The following is a 19,533-nucleotide window of genomic DNA, read 5'->3' on the forward strand; positions in this document are numbered from 1 at the left end:
GGGGCGCCACCTGTCCACATTGACCCGGACCGCCGACGGCATATCGTGGTATCGATTGCCTGGGCGGGCCGCCGAGAGCGACACCGCATCTCGGTAGGGTCGGGAGCTGTCGCACGGTTGATCTACGGTGTTCGCGTGCTTCCCAGAAACGAGAAGATTCTCGATCAGGTCCGCGCCGAGGCGCTGCGCCGCGACATCCCCGCCGCCGAGGTGGAGCGCTGGCTGGGGCTCGCCCGCCCGTCGGCGCTCCTGACACAGCAGGGTGACGGGCCGGTCGTGGGCGCCATCCGTGGGCCCGTGCTGCTTCCAGCCGACGCCGAGGACCCCACGTTCCCGTTGATCGCCACCATCGACTGCGCTGCCCTGCCGGCAGACGCGACAGACCTTCCGCTACCGGCCGACGGCCAGCTGCTGCTGTTCGGTTGGCCCGAGGAGGACGGCTACGGCCAGGTGATGTACGTGCCGGCGGGCGTGGCCGTCGAGGAGCGAGAGCAGTATCCGCCGGGGTTCTCTCCGGAGGACGAGGAGTGCGCCGAGGTCTACGCGGAAATCCCGCAGGGCGATCTGCACCTCACCGTCGACATCTCCCTGCCCTACGTCAAGACGATCCCGGGGCCGCCGTGGTCTCCGCCGCTGCCGGGCGATCCTCCGTTCGAGGAACTGACCAAGGTGTGGCAGGACGTTCTGGGCGACGTGCCGGACGGCGCCTTCTCCTACCCGGGCCATACGACGCCGCTGCTGCTGGGCGGCTACGGCACTGACTGCAACGGTTTCAACCCCGCCTGGTTGGGCGCCGATCGCTCGGGCAGCTCCGGCAAGGACGGGCCACCCGACCATGGTGACTGGGTTCTGCTGGCCGAGTTCCACGGCGGCCGACAGGGCGGCGCGAGCATCCACTGGGTGATCCAGCGTGCCGACCTGAAGGAACGACGCTTCGACCAGGCCAGCGTCTTCGTCTACTGGAATCCGTGAGGCCGGACGAACGCTGGCGGCCCTGTCCTGACGACCGTGATGCCTGTGCGTCATCTTGATGACCCACAGGCATCACGCCTGTCGGGGCGGCCGTCCGTTCCGACCGGACGGCCTGCCGGCTACGCCGTGGCGCAGATGGCGTACGCCGTGTCGGACCAGTTGGCGGCGAACGCGTCCTCCTCGTAGGCACCCGAGTCGACTGTCGTCGGGGCGGTCGCCGGGCCTCCGTTGGGCCGGAAGTCGTCCACGACACCCTCACCGGTGACACCGTTCAGCTCGTAGCCGGCACCGGTCAGCACCTTGCCGACCGGGCAGCCCGCGACGACGCTGCGGAAGTCGAGGGAGTTGCTGGCACCCACGGTGGAGGCACGCACCAGGCCCGCCAGCGGGTTGGCACAGATGGCGTACGCGGTCACCGACCAGTTGAGAGCCGTGGCGTCGGCTTCGTAGGCGCCGACACCGACCGCGGTCGGTGCCGCGGCTACGCCGCCGTTGGGGCGGAAGTCGTCGACGACACCCTCACCGGTGACACCGTTCAGCTCGTAGCCGGTGCCGGTCAGCACCTTGCCGACCGGGCAGGTCGCCGTGGTGAAGTGGAAGTCGGCCGAGTCGCTGACGCTGACCGCGGCGACCCGCACCAGGCCGGGCAGCGGGTTGGCGCAGATCGCGTAGGCCGTCACCGACCAGTTGCCGGCGAACGCCTCCGCCTCGTACGCGCCCACGGTGACGGCCGTCGGCGCGGTGGCCGGGCCCCCGTTGGGGCGCAGGTCGTCGACGATGCCCTCGCCGGTGACGCCGTTCAGCTCGTAGCCCGTGCCGGTCAGCACCTTGCCGACCGGGCAGGTCGCCGTGGCGCTGTGGAAGTCGGCCGAGCTGCTGACGCTGGTCGCGGCGATCCGCACCAGGCCGGGGACCGCGGCGGACGCCGGGCTCGCCGGGACGAGCACCGCCCCGGCCGCGACGAGACCGAGCACGAGTACGGACGCTCGGGCTTGTTTCTTGGTACGCATGGTGTTTCTCCCGTCTGAGACCCCGGGCGGTGGGCGTGACGACGCCGCCGTCGAGGCCATTGGTGATGACGGATTCACGGTAGGTAATCGCGTGACCAGGCATTATCTCCAAACCGACTACGTCGCGTAACGGACCGACGTCGTCGATTGCCCCCGCTCGATAACCTGGAGTCGAATCGTGCCTGGTTCGGCTCGGGAGGCCCCGTTGACCATGGAATCCGCCGTTCCGGCCACCACCGTCGACGCGGCGGAGTTCGTGGTGCGGTTGGCCCGGCAAGTGAGCGGGCGACTGGCCCCGGACGAGTCGGAGGTCTTCGACGAGGTGGCCGCGCTGTGGCGCGCCGGGGCGGCGCGAGGCCGCACGCCCGGCAGCGCGGTCGGCTTCGGCATCGACGAGGCGCTGGTGAGCGCGATCGTCCTCGAAGCGGTGGCGATGGCGATCCGGGAGATCCTGGGCCTCGGGGCCGAGGTGGCGAGGTCGCGGTGGCGGCGATGGCGCGGCACCGAGCGACGCGCCACGCCGGGCCGCGAACTGGCCGGCACCGCGCTGCCGGCGGTCGAGGGCCGGATCGTGGTCCCGGCGGCCCAGGTGGCCCGACTGCGGGACGTGTCGCGGCGGCACGCCGCGACCCTCGGGCTCGACGATGACGCTGCCGCCCTCCTCGCCGACGCCCTCGTCGGGGCCCTCCACCTGCCGGAGGCATCCTCTGATGACGACGGCTCCTGACGACCAGTCTCCACTCTGGACGTAACGGATTGCGTTGCCCCATAAGCGGAAAGTAGTCATCTATTACTTTTGGGTAGGTGCGGGGGATGCTGCGAATAAATACCGCGTTCGCCCGAAAGTTGCGGTAGCTTGAGCCTCGCGCCCACCCGCGCATCCCTCACTCGGACGTGCCACCCCCGCCCGTCCGCGTCCACTTTCACCCCTTCGTGGAAGGTCCAACGGCGGACATGGGCGACGGCCTCATTGACGAGTTCGAACGCTACATACAGGATGCGACGGTTTCGACCGCGCTGCGGGACTGGGCGGCCGGGCGTGATGCCACCATCCGCCCCCCGAGCCATGGCACCCCGCTGCGGGGGCGCGGCGGCGGGCGGTTGATTCCGGTGGTCGTGGAGCAGAGCGACGGCCGCGATCCCGAGCAGCTGTACGTGAAGGTGTTGTCGGCCGGGCAGGCGAGTGAGGAGGCCGCCCGGCACCGCAGGGCGGTCGGCGTCGACGCGGGCTTCGCGGAGCGCCACCTGGTCCGCCAGCCGTACCCGCGATACCCGGTCGGCGACGGCCGGCACCTGATGTTCCAGGACGTCGCGCGCGGGGCGGAACGGGTCGTCCCGCTCGCCGAGGTGGGCGACGACCAACTCAGGGACGCCTACCGCACACTGCTCGACGGGGTGTGGGGGTGGCACCGCGCCGGGCGTCGGATCAGCCAGACCAGTGTCGGCCAGTTCGTGCGACAGGAGTTGGCCGACGCCGGTGCCGAGGCGGAGGTGTCCGGGGCCGTCTCGGCGCTGGGCCTCGGCGACCTCGCCGCCGACTGGCTGTACGACCCCGCGCTCGGCCTGGTGCTGCCGAACCCGCTCCGGTTCGCCGAGGCCGGAGCGCTCTTTGACGACCACAAGATCGACAGGCTCGGTGGGGCGTCGCACGGCGACCTGCACGGGCGCAACGTGCTCTTCCCGTGTTCCTCGGCCGACCAGGTGCAGGTCCGGAAGTTCTGCCTGGTCGACACGGACCGGTTCGCCGTCGACGCACCACTCACCCGCGACCTGGTCACCCTGCTCCTTGATTTCGTCCTCCCCGAGGTGGCCGGTGCGCCCCGCACCGCCGAGGCCAACGCGCTCCTCGCCCTGCTCGTCGACCCGAGCGGTCGCGCCTCGGACCGGCTGCCCGCACTGGCGGCGAAGGTGATCAAGGCCAGCCACACGGTGGGGTTGACGGTCGCCAGGAAGGGCAGTTGGGGGACGATCTGGCGCGCGCAGTACCTGCTCTCCCTGCTGAGCCACGCGCTGATCTGCTGCACCTACGAGGATGCCGGCCCCACCGGACGGGCCTGGTACTTCCGACTGGCCGCCCACGCGGCGCACGCCTACCGACAGGAGTTCCGGCCGGGGGTGGTGCCGCCGCCGGCAGCCGGCCTGCCCACCCTGCCGGGCGCGACACCGCACCCGGCGTCCCCGGCCAACGACAGGTCGGCCCGCTTCGACGCGGCGGGACCACAGCCAAGCCAGCAGAACCGCGCCGCACCACTGGACCGGACGCCGCCGGACCAGACGCGGCCTCCACCCGCCCCGGAGGCACCGGCGTGGCCCTGGGGGTCGATCCCGATTCAGCAACGGCCGAGCCTCGACGGCTGGCACGGTGCGCCGCGCCTCGCGTCCGGCGCTCTGTCGACGAGTGGCAACGCCCCCATCAGCAGCCGGCCAGGCGCGGCGACGGGGAACGCGGCAGGTGCCACCCGCGCCGGCGCGTCCGGCTGGCCGCCGGTCCGCGACGGCGAACGGCGCGTCAACCGACCGGCCCCGCGCTACGTCGTCTCGGCCCGCACGAACGCGATTCCCCGGCCCCGCCGCCCCGCCGGCGAAGGCTCCAGCGGGGTGCCGACGGGCCCTGGCCGGATCAGCCGGCTGCCGCCCAAGCTGCGGGCCGTCCTGGCGATCCTGCTCGGTGGGGTGTCGCTGACACCGCTGGTGGCGGTCTACGGCTCCGGGATCCGGGGGCGCGACGAAACGCCGGTCGCCCCGACGAGTGAGGCGGCACCCGGGGCCGTGCCGTCGGTCGGCAGCACCCCCACGTACGCCGGCAGCACCCGGCGTCTCGCGGATCTCGCGCTGACGGTCGCGGGGATCACCCCCACGGCCGCCGACGGGGCGTACACCGTGTCCTGTCTTCGGGTCTGGGCGCCGGAGGACCTCGCGCCGGGCCTCGATCGCCGCAGCTACCGCGACGAGCAGCTCTGGTGGACCGCGGCGCTGTCCGGGCACCGGATCGTCAACTTGGTCACCAGCGGTCGCCGCTCCGGCCAGCCCACGTCGTTCCGCTACGGCCTGGGCGAGCTGTCCGAGATTCCGCCGGTGCCCTCGGCGGACCCGGTGGAGTTGCGCCGGCAGCTCGCCGCGCAGCTGGGCGAGTTGCCACCGGAGCTGCGCAACGCGGCCGGCATGCTCAACGTGGTCGTGCGGATCTTCCGTTACCACCTGCTCAGCCCGCGTCAGATCTCGGCGCTGTTGTTCGAGTTGGCGGCGACGCCGGGCATCCAGGACCGGGGCGCGTACCCGGACTGGAGCGACCGACCTGGGCTGGCGTTCAGTGCCGACGACAGTCAGGACCGCCGGGAGACTGTGCAGTTCGACGGGCACACCGGTGAGCTGCTCAGTCACGAGACGACCACGGTGACCGACAACCGGACCCTCGACTACGTGCTGTTCCTGCACAAGGAACGGACCAGCCGGACCACCGGCCCCGGCTGCGCCTGACCGTCAACCGCAACGACGCTGCACGTAGTTCGGCCAGTTGCGGTAGGGCGACGCGTCGCTGCGGACCCGGTTGCCCGCACCGACGTCGAAGAGCCGGGTGTCGTAGTAGTAGAACGAGACCGAACCGCTCGTGAGGTTGTAGTGCGCCGACTCGACCCGGAACTGCCAGTACCAGGTGGCGAGGCTCTGCCGGCCGCAGTCGGAGAGCCGGCCCCGGGGGTATCCGTAGTTGGGCCACTCGTAGAAGCAGTACCAACCCGAGGGGCAGTCGGCGGCGGCGAGCGTCCCGATCGGCCGCCGCAGGGTCACGACGAAGGCACCACCGTCGTAGCTGATCTCGTTGTCGTTGATCGCCTTACCGCCCGGGTGGGTAGCCAGATAATCGGCTATTTCCTGACTTCCGGCCGGAGCGGCCCCGGCCGGGCCGGGTGCCGGAAAAAGGATCAAAAGCCAGCAGAGTACGGCCGTGAGAACTGCGACAATGGGACGTGGAATGACCATTCGACACCTCGCGATGGATGGACCGCCTGCTCAGCGTATTGAGCATCCTTGATTGATCGCCAGTTCTGATCTGTGCAGAATCCTGACAATGGTCTTTTGGGGCACCATCGAGCGGCCACTGCCAACACGTGAGACATCGCATTGGCTTCGATGCATTGCCGCTAGCATTCGGGTATGCCCGCTCGCCACTTCACCGCCGCCGTCGTCCTCGCCGCGCTGGCGAGCCTGCTCGCCGTCGACGCCGCCCGCGCCGACGGCCCGGCGATCAGCACCCCCGGCGCCCCCACGGTGGTGGCCAACCATCCACACCAGCTCACCCTCAGCTGGGCGCCCTCCACCTGGGTCGGCGATCCGTCCGCCGAGCAGCCGATCAACTACGAGGTGCAGGTTCCGCTGGGCCCGCACACGTACCGCTGGCTCGGCACGTCCACCGACACCACGATCACGCTGACCGACCTGGCACCCGCCACGACGTACCGGATCGCGGTTGCCGCCCGCGCGCTCGGCGGCTACTCCGACACCTCGGCCGTCACGACCGTGCGCACGGCCAACGGCCGCGCGACGGTTAGCTACCTCAACCTCGACTGGTCCCCCACCAACAACCAGATCCAGCACGCCGTGAACGTCACCAACACCGGCACCGGGCCACTGGACCTGAGCACCGTGCGGGTGCGCTACCACCTGCGCTTCGAGGGCGCCAACACCTCACTGGTGGCCAACTGCGACTGGGCCGCCCTGGGCTGCGACCGGATCCGGCAGACCGTGCTGTTCTTCATCCCGCCAGCCGGGCCGCCCGCGTCGACCACACCCACGCCACCGGGCTACCCGATCCCGGGTACGCCGATCTACGGCTGGGTCGAGCTGACCCTCACCGACGGCACGCTGGCGCCGGGCGAGTCGACCGGCCCGATCCAGCTACGGCACCACCGGCACAGTTGGAGCGACATCGACGAGCGCGACGACCCGAGTTGGCTCGCCGCCACCGGCCAGTGGACCGACAACGAACGGATCACGGTCGACGTCGACGGCGTACGCGAGTTCGGCGACCCCGCCTGACCGCGAGCCGAGTCCGGCGGCCCTGTCCCGGCGACCGTGATGCCGGTGAGTCATCTTGATGACTCACCGGCATCAGCCATCCTGACGACACGTGCCTCAACCCGCGTACCTCACGGAGCAGGCGGTGGAAGGCGATGCCGGCGGCAGCTCCCAGCACAACTCCGACCGCGAGCACCGCGGCTGCCAGGAGATACCGACGATCAACGATCGCTGTGAAGCGCCGCGCCCGCCGGGACGTCTCAGCCTTCCTTCGCGGCCCGCGCCTCCGCCCAAAATCGACGCCCCACCTGGCCCCTGAAGAACTGATCGGCGAGTGCCTCCAGGTGCGGCGCGCTGAGAACGCAGTGCCACGATGTGCCGACGAGAGCAGCAAGCCATTAGCGGGTGAACCGTTCGGGCAGGTGAATGCGATCGGCGGGAATGCCCCGGGCGAGTAGCCGTGACCGAGCGTCGGCCGACATCGTGGGTGGGCCGCACAGGTAGATGTCCTGGTCGGGTCGGTGGTGATCGAGGGCGATGGTCAGGGCGTCGCCTCGCTCGACCGGCTCGGCGCAGGGGTCGGCGGAGAACGCCGGCACGACGGTGAGCCAGTCGTGGGCGCACTGCAGCTTGTCCAAGGCGATCGCGTCGTACAGGTCGAGGAAGGCGCGGACGCCGACGACAAGCGTCACCCGCCGACCATCCGGTGCGGCGGCAATCTGCTCGACCAGGGCGCGCAGCGGCGCCAGCCCGGTGCCACCGGCGACGAGCAGCAGATCGTTCGTGCTCGACGGGTCGAGACTCAGCCCAACGTCGCTGGGTGGGCCGAGCCAGAGCAGTTCGCCGGGGCGTACCTCGTGGGCCAGGTCGTGGGAGACGGTGCCGGCGGGTACGGCGCGGACGTGCAGCTCGACGGTGCCGTCCGCGCGTGGGGCGTTGGCCGGTGACAGCCAGCGCCACTGCCCCGGACGGCGCGGCGTGCACACCGGGACCGCCTCACCTGGTTGGAAGGGCAGTCGCCGCCAGGGACGTACCGTCAGGATGGCGATGTCTGGCGACGGTCGCTCGTGGCCGATCACCTGGACGTGCCACCAGGCCGGGCCGTCGCCGGCCTGCGCGGCGGCCTCGCGGATGGCCTGCGTGGCGCGACCCAGGGCGGCCCGCCACGGTGCGGGCGGGCCGTGCCGGGCGACGGTGGCGAGCAGGGCATCACCGATGGTGGTGGTGTGCGGGAGCAGGTCAAAGTGACGGTACGCGCGGCCGAGCACCAGGAGCAGCGCCGCCCGGTGCGCCGGGTCGTCAACACCGACCGTGAGCTGGCCCAACGCGGTGAAGAACAACGGCGCGTCGCGGTGCCGGAGCAGGCCGGGCCGGCGGTCTTCGAGGCTGCACCAGAAGTCGCCGGCGGCCCGCACGTCGACCGACGCCCAGGCGGCGGCCAGGCTCCGGCGAGTCGGGTGGTCGTCGTCGATCGAGGTGGGCATGCCGGCTCCGAGACGTTGACGGATCGAGGGGGCACCGGGGCGGGTGGGGACGGAGGTGCGCCGTTGAGGGTCGGCACAACTCCGGGACAAGGCACCCGCCCCGGGCCATGCGTCGACTCTCGCGGTTGACCAGGCACTACGGCATGTCACGGTGATCGTTGGCAGCATGCGCGATTCGTATGGTCGACTACGTGTCGCCGTGGTCGGGCAGACTGCGGGCATGACGGAACGCCCGGTGTTGTATCTGGTCGTGTGCGCCGCAGGTCCGGCGGAACACATCGACGAGTTGGTCGACCTGCTGATCGCCGACGGGTGGCGGGTGTGCATGATCGTCAGTCCCACCGCGGCCGTATGGCTTGACCGAGCGGCGTTGCAAGACAAGACCGGCTATCTGGTACGCGTCGAGTGGCGGATGCCCGGCGACCCCGAGCCGCACCCACCGGCCGATGTGGTGGTGGCCGCGCCGGTCACGTTCAACACCATGACGAAGTGGGCGTTGGGCATCAACGACACGTTGGCGCTCGGTGTCCTCAACGAGGCAACGGGCGCGGGCCTACCGATCCTTGCCTTTCCGCACGTCAAGGCGGAGCTGGCCGCGCATCCGGCGTATGCGGGTCACGTGGCGGTGCTGCGCGGCGCCGGCATTGTCGTGGCCGAGGGGATGCCGCTGAACGCCGCCCACCCGTCCGACCGTTGGAGCATGGTCATCGAGGCGCTGCGGTTGCTTCGTCCGGCCTGAGTAGCTGTCGTCCGCCCTGCCTAGCGATCCTCGACGATACGCGTCGTGCGTATACCAGCTCCACACGCAGCGTGTTCAATGGATAGGCTCGATGAGGCGAGACGGACGGAGCCGCCGGTGACCCACGCGAACTGCCCCCGATGTGGCGGACGGTTGGCCCGGGACAACGACAGCGGACGGTGTACGCCCTGCCAGGCCGCCGAACGGGACCGACTGAGCGCACCGCCGGCGGTGCCGGCGAGCTTCTGGGAGCACGAGCCGGTGCGGCTCGCATTGGCAGAGCGGCATCTGGGGCGGGTGATCCGGGCGTACCGCTGCCATCCGTACCACGGGCGGGTCGCCTTGCCGCAGACCGTGGTGGCTAGGTGGTTGGGGATCACGCAGGCGCAGTTAAGTCGGGTGGAGAACGGCCCACCGCTGGTGCACCTGGACCGACTGACGCATTGGGCACAGCTTCTCGGGATTCCCGCTGGACACCTTTGGTTTCGTCTTCCCGATCAGCATTGCTGGGCGGATGCGAGCCTCATCGCAGACGGCCCCGACCGCGCAGATAGTGAGGAACAGCCGACCGCGCACGGCAGGCGGGCCGCCGTGGCGGTTAGCGTGGAGGAGGCATCAAGCCAAGGGGGTGGCGCTACGGAACGCCGACGATTCAACGTACTGGCCGCGCTCGCGGGACTCGCTGCCAGCGGTCACACATATCTGCTCGCGGCGCCCGCCGAAGTGCCCAGGACGGTCGGCATGGAACAGGTACAACTCGCCAGTTCCCTAGTTGACGACCTCCGGCGGGCAGACGCGGTAGCCGGAGCCGACCTGCTCTGCGACGTCGCCATCCAAGTGCATACCAGGCTGTCGGCTTGGGCGGCGCGCGCCAGCTACAGCAGAGAGGTCGGCGACTCGCTCCAAAGCGCCCTGGCCGATCTCTCCATCGAGGCCGCCTGGCTCGCCATCGACGCCGAACGCCGGTCTGAGGCAAGGCCATACCTCAATGAGGCAATAGCCCGTGCCCGAATCGCGGATGACCCACGAGTGGAAGTTCGCGCCCTCACGCATCTGTCCCTACTGATCCGTGAGAGCCAACCTGGGGAGTCGCTGCACTGCACCGAAGCGGCTCTTCGGGTGTCCGCTGGGTGGGCCACACCCCGACTCACCACGTTGCTGCACCTGCGCAGGGCGCACGCTTACGCCGTCCTCGCAGATGCCAGTGGTTTCAGTCGCGAGATGACCAAGGCGCGCCGGGAGTTGGACCGGGGTACTCACGAGGATGACCAGGGCTTCGTCCACTTCGTGAATCGCCAAGAGTTGATCGGGATCGAAGGGCTCTCCTATCTGGCCCTCGACCGACCCGAGCGCGCCGTTCAGTCGTTACGCACGATCACCGACAACCCGTCACCTGGCCATCGACGGAACCAGGTCTACTACGCGGTGCGGCTCTCCGAGGCGGCATACCGGCAGAGTGACGTCAACGAGGCGGCGCGTCTCGCTCTGGATGTCCTGCCTGCGGTGAATCAGATCAGTTCGAAGCGGGTAAGCCGGCATCTTGCACAGGTGCGCCGGAACCTGGGGGCGCCTCAGCAGGCAACCGCGACAACGCGTCAGTTCGTCGACGCCTACGACCAGTCGGTGAGCGTGTGATCGAGGGCTTGCAACTTCGCCATCACAACGCCGACGAGGCTAGGGGGATCCTGGACCAGCTTGTGGACCTCTACCTACAGGTATACGCGGGTGGCGGCGAGTTCTACAGCGAGGACCGTTACCGGCGGCAACTCGACCTCCACATGCAGCGAACTGGGTGGGAGTTGGTCACCGCAACTGTCGACGGGGCTTTGGTCGGCTACATCTATGGCTTCCCACTCCCTCCGCAGACACGGTGGTGGGAGGGCATCCACGAGCCCGTGCCACCCGGGTTCACCGAGGAGGACGGAAAGCGCACCTTCGCGCTCAGCGAACTGCTGGTGCATCCCGCTCGGCGGCGTCAGGGCATCGCAAGGGCGCTGCACGATGAGCTAGTCGGCAGCCGGGCAGAGCCGCGAACGACACTCTTGGCCCGTCCTGACAATGTCGCCGCCCAGACCGCGTACCGCTCCTGGGGCTGGAACAAGATCAGCGAGCTGCAGCCGAGCTGGGAGAATGCACCAGTCTTCGACGTCCTGATCCTCGCCCCTGCCAAGGAAGCGCCGAATCCGCGTACTGGGCGGCAGTAACTCCGGGTTGACCTTCGCAAGAGCCCACATGCGGGAAACGGGTGTAGATCGACTGCCACGACTCGTAGCGACGGGCACATCACGCCACGCCGCCCCGCCCGAATCTTCCACACGATCCCGTTGAGCACCCGCCGGTCATCGACCCGAGGCCGACCACCAGTCACCGCCGACGGCAATGATGTAAGGCGTGGGTCGTCGCTATGAGTTGTCTGACGTCGAGTGGGATGCGTTTGTCGAGGTATCCGACATCAAGATCCTTCGAAAACACCGCCTGGGGCCAACGCGTGTGCCCACGCCCCATCCGTCGCCGGCGCAAAGTGTCCACGAACCGGACGACCCAGCCTCGTGGTTCGCCGAAGACGAGTCCGATGACTTCGCAATGAGGCGTGCCACGCCGGGCAAGTAGCTAAAAGCGTACGCACCAATCTAGAGCCTAACGACGCATATCTCCGGACGCCAGTAGGTAAAACCCGCCGTCGCAGAAGGCATCGGAAGCGCACGCGGAAGCGAAAAGCGCGGACTTCCAATGATTCGGTCCATGCCGGGAGGCAACACTTTTCTCTTCACGAGCAAGGTAACGCCGCACTTCAAGGTGGTCACGCTCGGGTCCGTAGTAACCACCTAACGCCTCCGCCCGATCCGAGAGTTCGGCAACCGCTTCGGCCTGGAAATACTCAGCCAAGCGGAGCTTCTCGAATTGGAAACAAAAATTCCTGCTCCTCGAATCTACGGCTGAAGCAGTAGCTACGCGATAAACAACTTCCACCGTCTCCGTAACACGAAGGTCCACCACCAGCAAGCGTTGACCTGGCACATTCTCAAAGTATGAGTGCAGGAATCGCCGGCCCGCTTCCTCTACGAGCTCGCGTTTAAGATGGTTACATCGATAACAGACGGGAACGAGATTTTGAAGTGAAACGCTGAACTCTGGGAAAACGCTCTTCGGGAGAAAGTGGTCTAGTGTTGCAACCTGACCACTTCCGCACATCGGACACCGGCCCGCCCGAGCAAGACTAAGGAGCTCAGCTCGGAGGCGTCCGTGCGAACGCCCAGTGGAGAGCTGATCATAGTTTCCCACCAAGGATCGACGAAGGTCTGGGGAAACGTTGAGAGCCTTAATCCTCGAGCCCACTCCACGCTCGCTGACATACTTCTGGTAACACTTCTGAATTTCTGGCGCGGCGGCCAATAATTGCTCACGCACCGTGATCGATTTTCGAGCGCTCGAGATACTTCGATAAGTTGCGACATCATCATGCGGAAGAGGAGGCAGTCGATACAAAGTGTTACCTCCTCGACCTTATAACGCTCGCAACAAAGCTGCGAGCTTGGACGCTTAGACCTAAATCAAACAGCTCCTCAACCTCGTCGACGCTGAATTCACGCGCGAGCTTCCGTAATACGCTCTGGTAATCGGTAGATGAGCTGTCAAGATTAAACACTTCCCTAGTCAGGAGCCCCACATTTTCCCCGAACGTCTCGATGTCCGGCTCTTCCACCAGCGTAAGATCGTCGAAGCGCCGAAGGACGCGCACATAGCGCCTAGGGATCTCTTGCAGAACGACAGGAGCGTGGGTCGCAATAACGGCGAAAGAATCCCTAAGCTTTAGCAGAATCGAGATGCTACGCAGCAGAGCCGCCAATAGAGGCGGATGAAGATGACTCTCGGGCTCGTCAATTAAAACTAACGATCGCTTCTGCAGATGAGCAGATAGCTGCGTCACCATGTTCAGGACGATCTTGTGTCCGGTACTCAAGTCCGGGAAGACGTCATACCGAAAACGCTCATCATGCACCTGTTCCGGCAAGAAGCCTAGGCGCTGGAAAGACGGCTCCTGAGCGATAGGGGCAAGTGCTGAATCGATGAGACTGCGTCCCGGCTCGTTGCGAAGGCGCTCCAAAGCGCGGAAGAATTCTTCGGAGATTTCCTGAATACCCTTTAGCCGATGAGGGTCCCGACCTTCATGGACACTCTCCTGGGCCGCGAAACTTCGGAGGCCGCAATAAACGTAGCCCCGGACAGCCCCAGACCGCTCGAGGAGGGCCTGGTCATCCTCTGTCTTGCCCGGAACTTCGAATGTATCGAAGGCGCTATAGGACACAGCAATGACGGATCCGAAGGGAACTTCTTCGTCATCCACAAATCTACCGAAACTGGAGATCCATTGATCGGTCGATCGGTCGCTCGGATCGGCGTGCGCCACCATTGCCAGATTCGCAAGTAGTCGAGTCTTCCCTGTGCCATTATACCCAATGATCGCGTTCATTCGGTCGGGCAGGTGGTGCGAGTCATTGAATATGAGCGGAAGAACGAATTCACTGCCTCCAACTCGTGATCGAAACTTCAGTATTAGCGGGGCATCACGGGACGAGACTTGAGGCGCTCCCGCATCGAAGACTTGAGCGGCATCCTCAATCGCGCGGACCGAACTCCCCGCACGCTCCAGCGAACCAACAAACCCGGGCTCATTAGCGAAAGTCGCTCTAATCGCTGGACGAAAGATCACGTCCCGGAGCCCCGTCAGAAGCGGCTGATACACTTCTCTACCCAGAGATTTTAATGTTTCATAATATGTCAACTCTTGACCGAGTGAGCAATAGTCGGAACCTAAGCCACCATCGGAGTAGGTCGGGACCCTGGTGGCCCCAGAAGCCTGCCCGCGTTCGAGAATCTTTACCATGCCAATCTGCACGGTACGGTGATCAACCGTATGAACCTCCAGGAAAAAGGAGGTCTTAAACCCATCATCATCCCAATTATTGCGGATTAGCACTGCGAACGGATATCGCTGCGCAGCCGGGACCCCTTTACCTCTCTCAACCACCAAGATTTCCACGCAAGCTCCATGTCAACGGGTCCTAGAAAAATCCACAGGTGGGCGAAATCAAAGCGGGATCTTAAGCTGCTGTGCGCGATATCACTTGCGGTGTTAATTAAGGTGCTGGTATCTGAACCTACTCAGGCTGATGCTGTCTTGTGGCATATTCAGTCCCTGCTGGGCCAGCAAGGTGAGTACACTCCTGCCAGTTCCGAGCGGCAGTGACGATGCAGAGTGTGCTAGCGCAACCGGAATCACAGCGTCGGGGTATAGACGTGTCTGGAGTCTGTCCAAAACTTCCAGCGTCGCCCGTAGCGTTGGATATGACTCAAACCGCTCTGACTCTGCTAGCTGGAAGACGCCGTCGTCTAGTGGCACAGGCTTCTCATAGGGAGGGCCCCCCGGGACACGGGGAACCGTCAAAACCAAAATCTGGCCTGTCGAGGTTCTATAGATGAAACGACGACCGTAGAACTCGTCCTTGCCATAGTGATGCGTGGGTTCTTTATTTGTGATGTGAGTGTTGATATAAGGCGTGTCTAGCATCATAACATGACGTGGTTCAATGAAATCCCGAATGGCGTGGGCATGATCAACGAAGCGACCAGTCTTCTCTATTCCCACCAAGAGCGGCGGAGCCAGGTCTTCCGTCTCAAGCTGGTGACAGAGCCGCTCCCAGTACTCTCTAAACCGCGACTTCATCGGCGCCAACGGCCCATACACGGCTAAAGGACCATCGGTGATGAACACCCCTCTCGAAAGGTGACGGCGTCCGGTTCTCAGAAACCCGTCGAGATATGAGATCAATAGAAGGCGTTCGGCAATGTTCATGGCTCGAGTGAGAGTCAGTCCGTTTTCTCCACTTTCAACAAACTCTTCGTAGATCCGCAGAACATCTGTCGGATATAGCGGGGCGCGACACATCTTATCCGCGCAGTTTCCACCGGACGCCGTCACCATAATGTCCGGCGGGCCAGACGCGCCGCAGAGGGGGCATTTGCTGATAGCGACGGATGTCGCGGGGGACCCCGGAGTGCCATGAATCGTCAACAGTGCATCGATTAGATTGAATGATGGGCCGAAGTCCGTAATGTTGGATTCGTGGAATGCGCGGGCAAGTTCGACCCGAAAGCTCTCACGTCCCGAGGCTCCTCGAACAAAGACGTTCGAGCCCGGTAGGACGCTGTTAACGGTCTGGGTTATCTGGGCTCTCTCCAGCTCGCGTACGTCTAGGAGGCCACCCGCACCGGCGCCGAGGAATCTGGGAATATCTACGTAAACGCCAGCGATCTGGAAGAATCCGACTCGGATCGAGGGATAGCTGGGACGCGCCTCGACCTCTTGACTCGACCCGTCGAAAGCAATAGCGAACGCTGCCTCTGGTCGCTCTTCTTCTGGCAAGCTCTCTAGCGCAACGCAACGACCTGTAACTTCCGAAGCGTCGGGCGCGCTTACCGCCGGCGTGTCCCACCGTCGCATTGCCTCAACAATCGCAGGGCTCAGGGCAGTGGGCACATGACCAAGGCGGGAGGCCCGCTCTTGAGGATAGGGCATCCGGGCGCCTAACGTGAGACTTCAATGGGGGGCAGGCCGGCAGCAACACGCGCTCTATTGATCATGGCATGATCGAATTTCGCTATCTGCACTGGTACGATGTACTTCCCTGAAAATGTCTTGACGCGGGCATATCCTCGATCCTCTGACCTCCTTAAATCATTGGCAAAGACAGCGAAGTCGTAGTAGTGGGCGAGCTCTCGGGTTTCGTTGTCTGAGTTGAGATGTGCGACAACCCAGTTCGACGTATTGGAAAGAATCCGCTTATCGATGCTGGTTACCTCCTGCGTTGCATAAACCAAGCCCATGCCGTACTTCGCCGCCTCCTTGGCGAGCCTAACCCATGGATCGTTTTGGGTGGAGGATTTTCCCACCTTATCGCGATCGAAGAGATTGTGAGCTTCTTCGACGACAATCTGGATGGGGACGTTCTTCTGGTTTGACCGAAACCTCTGATTCGCTTTTTCAATCAACCTAAAAACTAGACGCTCGGATATCAACTTGACGACCTGGTCGGAGCCAATGGAAAGGTCAATAATCACCATACGGCCTTGAACGAGGTCCCCCCACACCCGATCGGTCAAATCGCCTTTACTTCGGGAGTCATGGAAGTCAACGAGAGTTCTAATACGGTTAAGCACAGCAGATCCAACCGTTGCATCAAAGACTGCCAAAACGGCTGTGAATGGATCACAGTTTTGCCAAGAAGAAAGGTCTAGCATCGAATACGGAGCCGGTATGCGGTCATTCACGACTTCCGAAATTCGCTTCGAGAGCCAGCTCATGACCTGCCGGGCCGCGGCCGGAGAGTCAACAGCGCAGGTTCCACTACGTCCATTGATCAAGCGGATGGATCCAGGGTAGTCAGCCAACAATGCTTCACGGACAGGCCTACTCATAACAAATGTCGTCGAGAAGCCACTCAGTGGCGGCGCGAAGCCAGCTTTTGCCAAAAGTGCGTAGAATCCCAGCCTTCCTCGCTGCGCATCTCGGAGCGTATCAAAATACTCACCGTCTCCACCCCGACCATCCGGGAAATCTGCTCTGTCTGGATCGAGAATCGCCGCGGTCTTGAAGGCGTTAGCATACGACGCGTTCATGTCCGCAAGCCCGTCCTGTATCAGACTCCAGACCGTAGGCAACTCTCCAGTATCGAAGAAACTTACGGCCAGTGGAAATTCTTGTCCAGATTCGGGATCGGGCCTCATCTTATAGATGTGGACTAGGTCGGATCCTTCACCCAATAGACGCAGCCCAGTCTTATCCTGCTCATTAACATTTGCGTATTCACCCTGCGGGTCGAATATCAGCTGTCCAACATGCTGACCGGTGCGGGCTGCATGCTCGAAAATGGCTGTACAAATTGTCTTATTGGTATTCGACTTACCTGCTCGCGTCATTCCAAGCACCGCTGTTTTACGGGAAATAAAGTCAGTCACTCGAACACGAACTGGAATCTGACCCATGTTTGCTGCTGCCGCGCGGCGGCGGGTGGAAGAGAACCGGACTACGCCCAAATCAATAAGGCTTGGATCGACTTTGTCTTCGACTTCCTGTTCAGTTCGGTCGGGATATGACGCGATAAACGACAGCACTTCGGGGGATGGCGAATAAACGAAATATCGCGCTCCAGCGTAGACATTGTCAATATCCGCGCCCCACTGAACGAAGGGCTTTCGGGCCACTGTATCGCTGTAAAATGTTCCCAGTACTTCGCAGTCGAACGCCGACATTTGAATTTGACTCGAAGTCAGGTTATCCAGCACGTCGTCTGGTCGCTTATCTCGCACGTCGGCGTCGCGCATCGCTGCTAAACGCGTTGCTGCTAGTTCGCTCTCATTCGGCAGGTTCGCAGTACCCCGGACCCGCAGGAGGATGACCTCATCCTCGTCCAGCGGAGCATTTGTCTCTTGAGTCGGCACAGTTGCGGCTGCGAGCAGGAAGCCGTTGCGTGGAACTCCTCCCACTGCGCGCTTTACGAAGTCGTCCGTGATTACAGTCGCTGACTCGTAATTTAGTTTGTAGATGCCGCCAAGGCGCTTGGCCCCGCTGAGAAGATGAGTTAGGGGGTCGGCTGACGCGAGAGCAACCCCAGCTATCCCAGACAACATGCGAATCCGTCCTTCCTAGGCTTTCACTGAAAGGCTGTTTCGACAATCGAGCCAGCATTCAACTCCAATTTGATTTCGAATGTCACTCAGGCAACGCCAGCATCTGAAAATATTCCGAATCTGGCACGCGAGGCAGGTTGGTTACTAGAAGTTCAGACTTAGTGTTTCGAACCTCAGACCCCGCTGCCGTGTAACGATTTGGAACATGCAAAAACTTCTCGAAACCGGAACCCTTGCTGTAAAGCTGTCGCACGTGATCGTTGTCGTCGTAGGACAAGATCCAACGGAACGGAAAATCATCTTTTAGGATAGTGGCTAGGTCGCCGTGCTGCGCACTCTCAAATGACCATTGATATAGCCACTGGGCTTTATCCACATAAGGCGGATCGAGGTACATCATGATTTCATGCTTCGAAAGCACCGTGAAAGAAGATTTAATGCGCGAGATCGTGTCTCGCCAGTCACTTTCCCAAACGTCGATCAGACGTCCTGTTGCGGCAAGGTCAGCGACGCCTTTGATTCTACGAGTCAGGCCAGGGAGGCCGAATCTGCAATCGATTTTGTAAGGCGAGCTCTGGGCGCGGCCCCCAATCGGTCCGGCCCTACCGTGCAAGATCCCCGAAAATGTGGTTCGGTTAAGAAAGATGCACTTAAGTGCTTTCTCTCGTGTAGTTTTGGGATCCGTATCCCGCCACCAATCCCAGCGACTTACGGTAACTGGCTCTTCGGCGATCGCGTCGACTATCCAATTGGAGTCGAAGGCTGCAGTTTTCCAGAACGCCGAAACCAGCGGATCCACGTCGGCCAGAATTGCATGATCGACCACTCCGGCCCCGAGCAGGTGGAGAGTAGTGCTGGCCCCGCCGCAGAACGGCTCGACGAAGAGTCGAGGCGTCGGCACGTTTTCACCTATAAGTAGCTTGATTATCGGAACCAGCTGCCGCTTCGCGCCTGGATACCTGAGAGGACTCAGAATAGCTTGCCGGAAGAAGGCCGGGTCCGTATGCGCGTCCGGCTTGTCGAGCACTGTCGCGGGCGGCCATGGTTCAGTCCGGGCTGCAGGTCGTTCTCCGGTGCCCATGCATTTCCTTCCGGCGATACATCTCGCACCCAACGCGTCGAGCTCGTGATGCAATTTGGGTGAATTGTTCGTGTGCAACGGTCTTGTAATCTTACCGTCCGGTGAAGTCGAGTTGTAGACGGGTCAATAGCCCCGGCGAACTACGCAAAAGTGTGCCTCCTACTCCTCGGCGCCGTAGACGATTGCCCACCGCGGCAGTGTCTCTTTATTCGCCAAGCCGTTCGGTTCTCAGCATTTTGGATATCTCGCTGAGTCTGGCCGTCGATCTCTTCCGGCTGACGGTCCCGCGGGGTCCACGAAGCCTCTGCAGAAAGCATGCAACACCCGCCCTGGGGGCGCCGAGATCGCCCCTTCCCAACCAGCACTCTCTATCCCTCCCCAGAAGACGTTCCCGGGACGATACCGGCATAGGCCCTGCCGGCGGGACCCCCAAGCGTTCCTGCGCCGGCATCGGACAGGTGATGATGTTCCTCCGGATGCCATCGGTGATCTGCTAAGCGAGGGACGCTTCCCCCAGCCCCTGCAGGCGCTTGCTGGTCAACTTGT

The 19,533-nt window shown here is 63.9% G+C and carries 14 protein-coding genes; 7 read left to right on the top strand and 7 right to left on the bottom strand.

All coding sequences use genetic code 11. The features are described from left to right. The first annotated feature begins 135 nt into the window (after positions 1-135). A complete protein-coding gene (locus AB0B14_RS17020; protein WP_357071999.1) occupies positions 136-972 on the top strand; it encodes a hypothetical protein in 837 nt (278 codons plus the stop codon). A 119-nt stretch (positions 973-1,091) separates the two neighbouring features. On the opposite strand, the gene AB0B14_RS17025 is transcribed toward AB0B14_RS17020, so the two are convergent. Beyond that, positions 1,092-1,982, bottom strand: coding sequence for a hypothetical protein (locus tag AB0B14_RS17025; protein ID WP_357071996.1), 891 nt, complete (start codon positions 1,980-1,982; stop codon positions 1,092-1,094). A gap of 205 nt (positions 1,983-2,187) precedes the next feature. Here AB0B14_RS17025 and AB0B14_RS17030 point away from each other — a divergent pair, with 205 nt between their 5' ends. Next, a complete protein-coding gene (locus AB0B14_RS17030) occupies positions 2,188-2,709 on the top strand; it encodes a hypothetical protein (protein ID WP_357522937.1) in 522 nt (173 codons plus the stop codon). Between the two features lie 227 nt (positions 2,710-2,936). After that, positions 2,937-5,459 (top strand): hypothetical protein, encoded by a 2,523-nt coding sequence (locus AB0B14_RS17035; RefSeq protein WP_357522938.1) that lies wholly within the window; start codon positions 2,937-2,939, stop codon positions 5,457-5,459. A gap of 3 nt (positions 5,460-5,462) precedes the next feature. On the opposite strand, the gene AB0B14_RS17040 is transcribed toward AB0B14_RS17035, so the two are convergent. Beyond that, positions 5,463-5,906, bottom strand: a complete 444-nt coding sequence (locus AB0B14_RS17040) for a peptidase inhibitor family I36 protein (RefSeq protein ID WP_357071987.1) — start codon at positions 5,904-5,906, stop codon at positions 5,463-5,465. A 228-nt stretch (positions 5,907-6,134) separates the two neighbouring features. Here AB0B14_RS17040 and AB0B14_RS17045 point away from each other — a divergent pair, with 228 nt between their 5' ends. Next, entirely contained in the window at positions 6,135-7,016 is an 882-nt protein-coding gene (locus AB0B14_RS17045; RefSeq protein ID WP_357522939.1) for a cellulose binding domain-containing protein, read from the top strand. Between the two features lie 377 nt (positions 7,017-7,393). On the opposite strand, the gene AB0B14_RS17050 is transcribed toward AB0B14_RS17045, so the two are convergent. After that, the gene (locus AB0B14_RS17050; RefSeq protein WP_357522940.1) at positions 7,394-8,479 is read right to left on the bottom strand and encodes an FAD-binding oxidoreductase; all 1,086 of its coding nucleotides are present in this window, start codon (positions 8,477-8,479) and stop codon (positions 7,394-7,396) included. 220 nt (positions 8,480-8,699) lie between these two features. Between AB0B14_RS17050 and AB0B14_RS17055 the strand changes: the two genes are divergently transcribed. From AB0B14_RS17055 to AB0B14_RS17065, 3 genes are all read left to right on the top strand, one after another. Next, the gene (locus AB0B14_RS17055) at positions 8,700-9,218 is read left to right on the top strand and encodes a flavoprotein (protein ID WP_357522941.1); all 519 of its coding nucleotides are present in this window, start codon (positions 8,700-8,702) and stop codon (positions 9,216-9,218) included. Positions 9,219-9,479: 261 nt separating this feature from the next. After that, positions 9,480-10,853 (top strand): hypothetical protein, encoded by a 1,374-nt coding sequence (locus tag AB0B14_RS17060; protein ID WP_357522942.1) that lies wholly within the window; start codon positions 9,480-9,482, stop codon positions 10,851-10,853. Next, on the top strand, positions 10,850-11,422 hold the full coding sequence (locus tag AB0B14_RS17065; RefSeq protein WP_357522943.1) for a GNAT family N-acetyltransferase: 573 nt from the start codon (positions 10,850-10,852) through the stop codon (positions 11,420-11,422). The genes AB0B14_RS17060 and AB0B14_RS17065 overlap by 4 nt, the downstream gene beginning before the upstream one ends. 1,286 nt (positions 11,423-12,708) lie before the next feature. On the opposite strand, the gene AB0B14_RS17070 is transcribed toward AB0B14_RS17065, so the two are convergent. The 4 genes from AB0B14_RS17070 to AB0B14_RS17085 form a co-directional block, all read right to left on the bottom strand. Beyond that, a complete protein-coding gene (locus tag AB0B14_RS17070) occupies positions 12,709-14,259 on the bottom strand; it encodes an AAA family ATPase (protein ID WP_357522944.1) in 1,551 nt (516 codons plus the stop codon). A 93-nt stretch (positions 14,260-14,352) separates the two neighbouring features. Further along, entirely contained in the window at positions 14,353-15,642 is a 1,290-nt protein-coding gene (locus AB0B14_RS17075) for a hypothetical protein (RefSeq protein ID WP_357522945.1), read from the bottom strand. A 161-nt stretch (positions 15,643-15,803) separates the two neighbouring features. After that, positions 15,804-17,906, bottom strand: a complete 2,103-nt coding sequence (locus AB0B14_RS17080) for a DUF87 domain-containing protein (protein ID WP_357522946.1) — start codon at positions 17,904-17,906, stop codon at positions 15,804-15,806. Between the two features lie 82 nt (positions 17,907-17,988). Next, positions 17,989-18,933 (bottom strand): DNA adenine methylase, encoded by a 945-nt coding sequence (locus AB0B14_RS17085; protein WP_357522947.1) that lies wholly within the window; start codon positions 18,931-18,933, stop codon positions 17,989-17,991. Between the last annotated feature and the right edge of the window lie 600 nt (positions 18,934-19,533).

It is taken from the genome of Micromonospora sp. NPDC049171, assembly GCF_040648275.1.
GTDB lineage: Bacteria > Actinomycetota > Actinomycetes > Mycobacteriales > Micromonosporaceae > Micromonospora.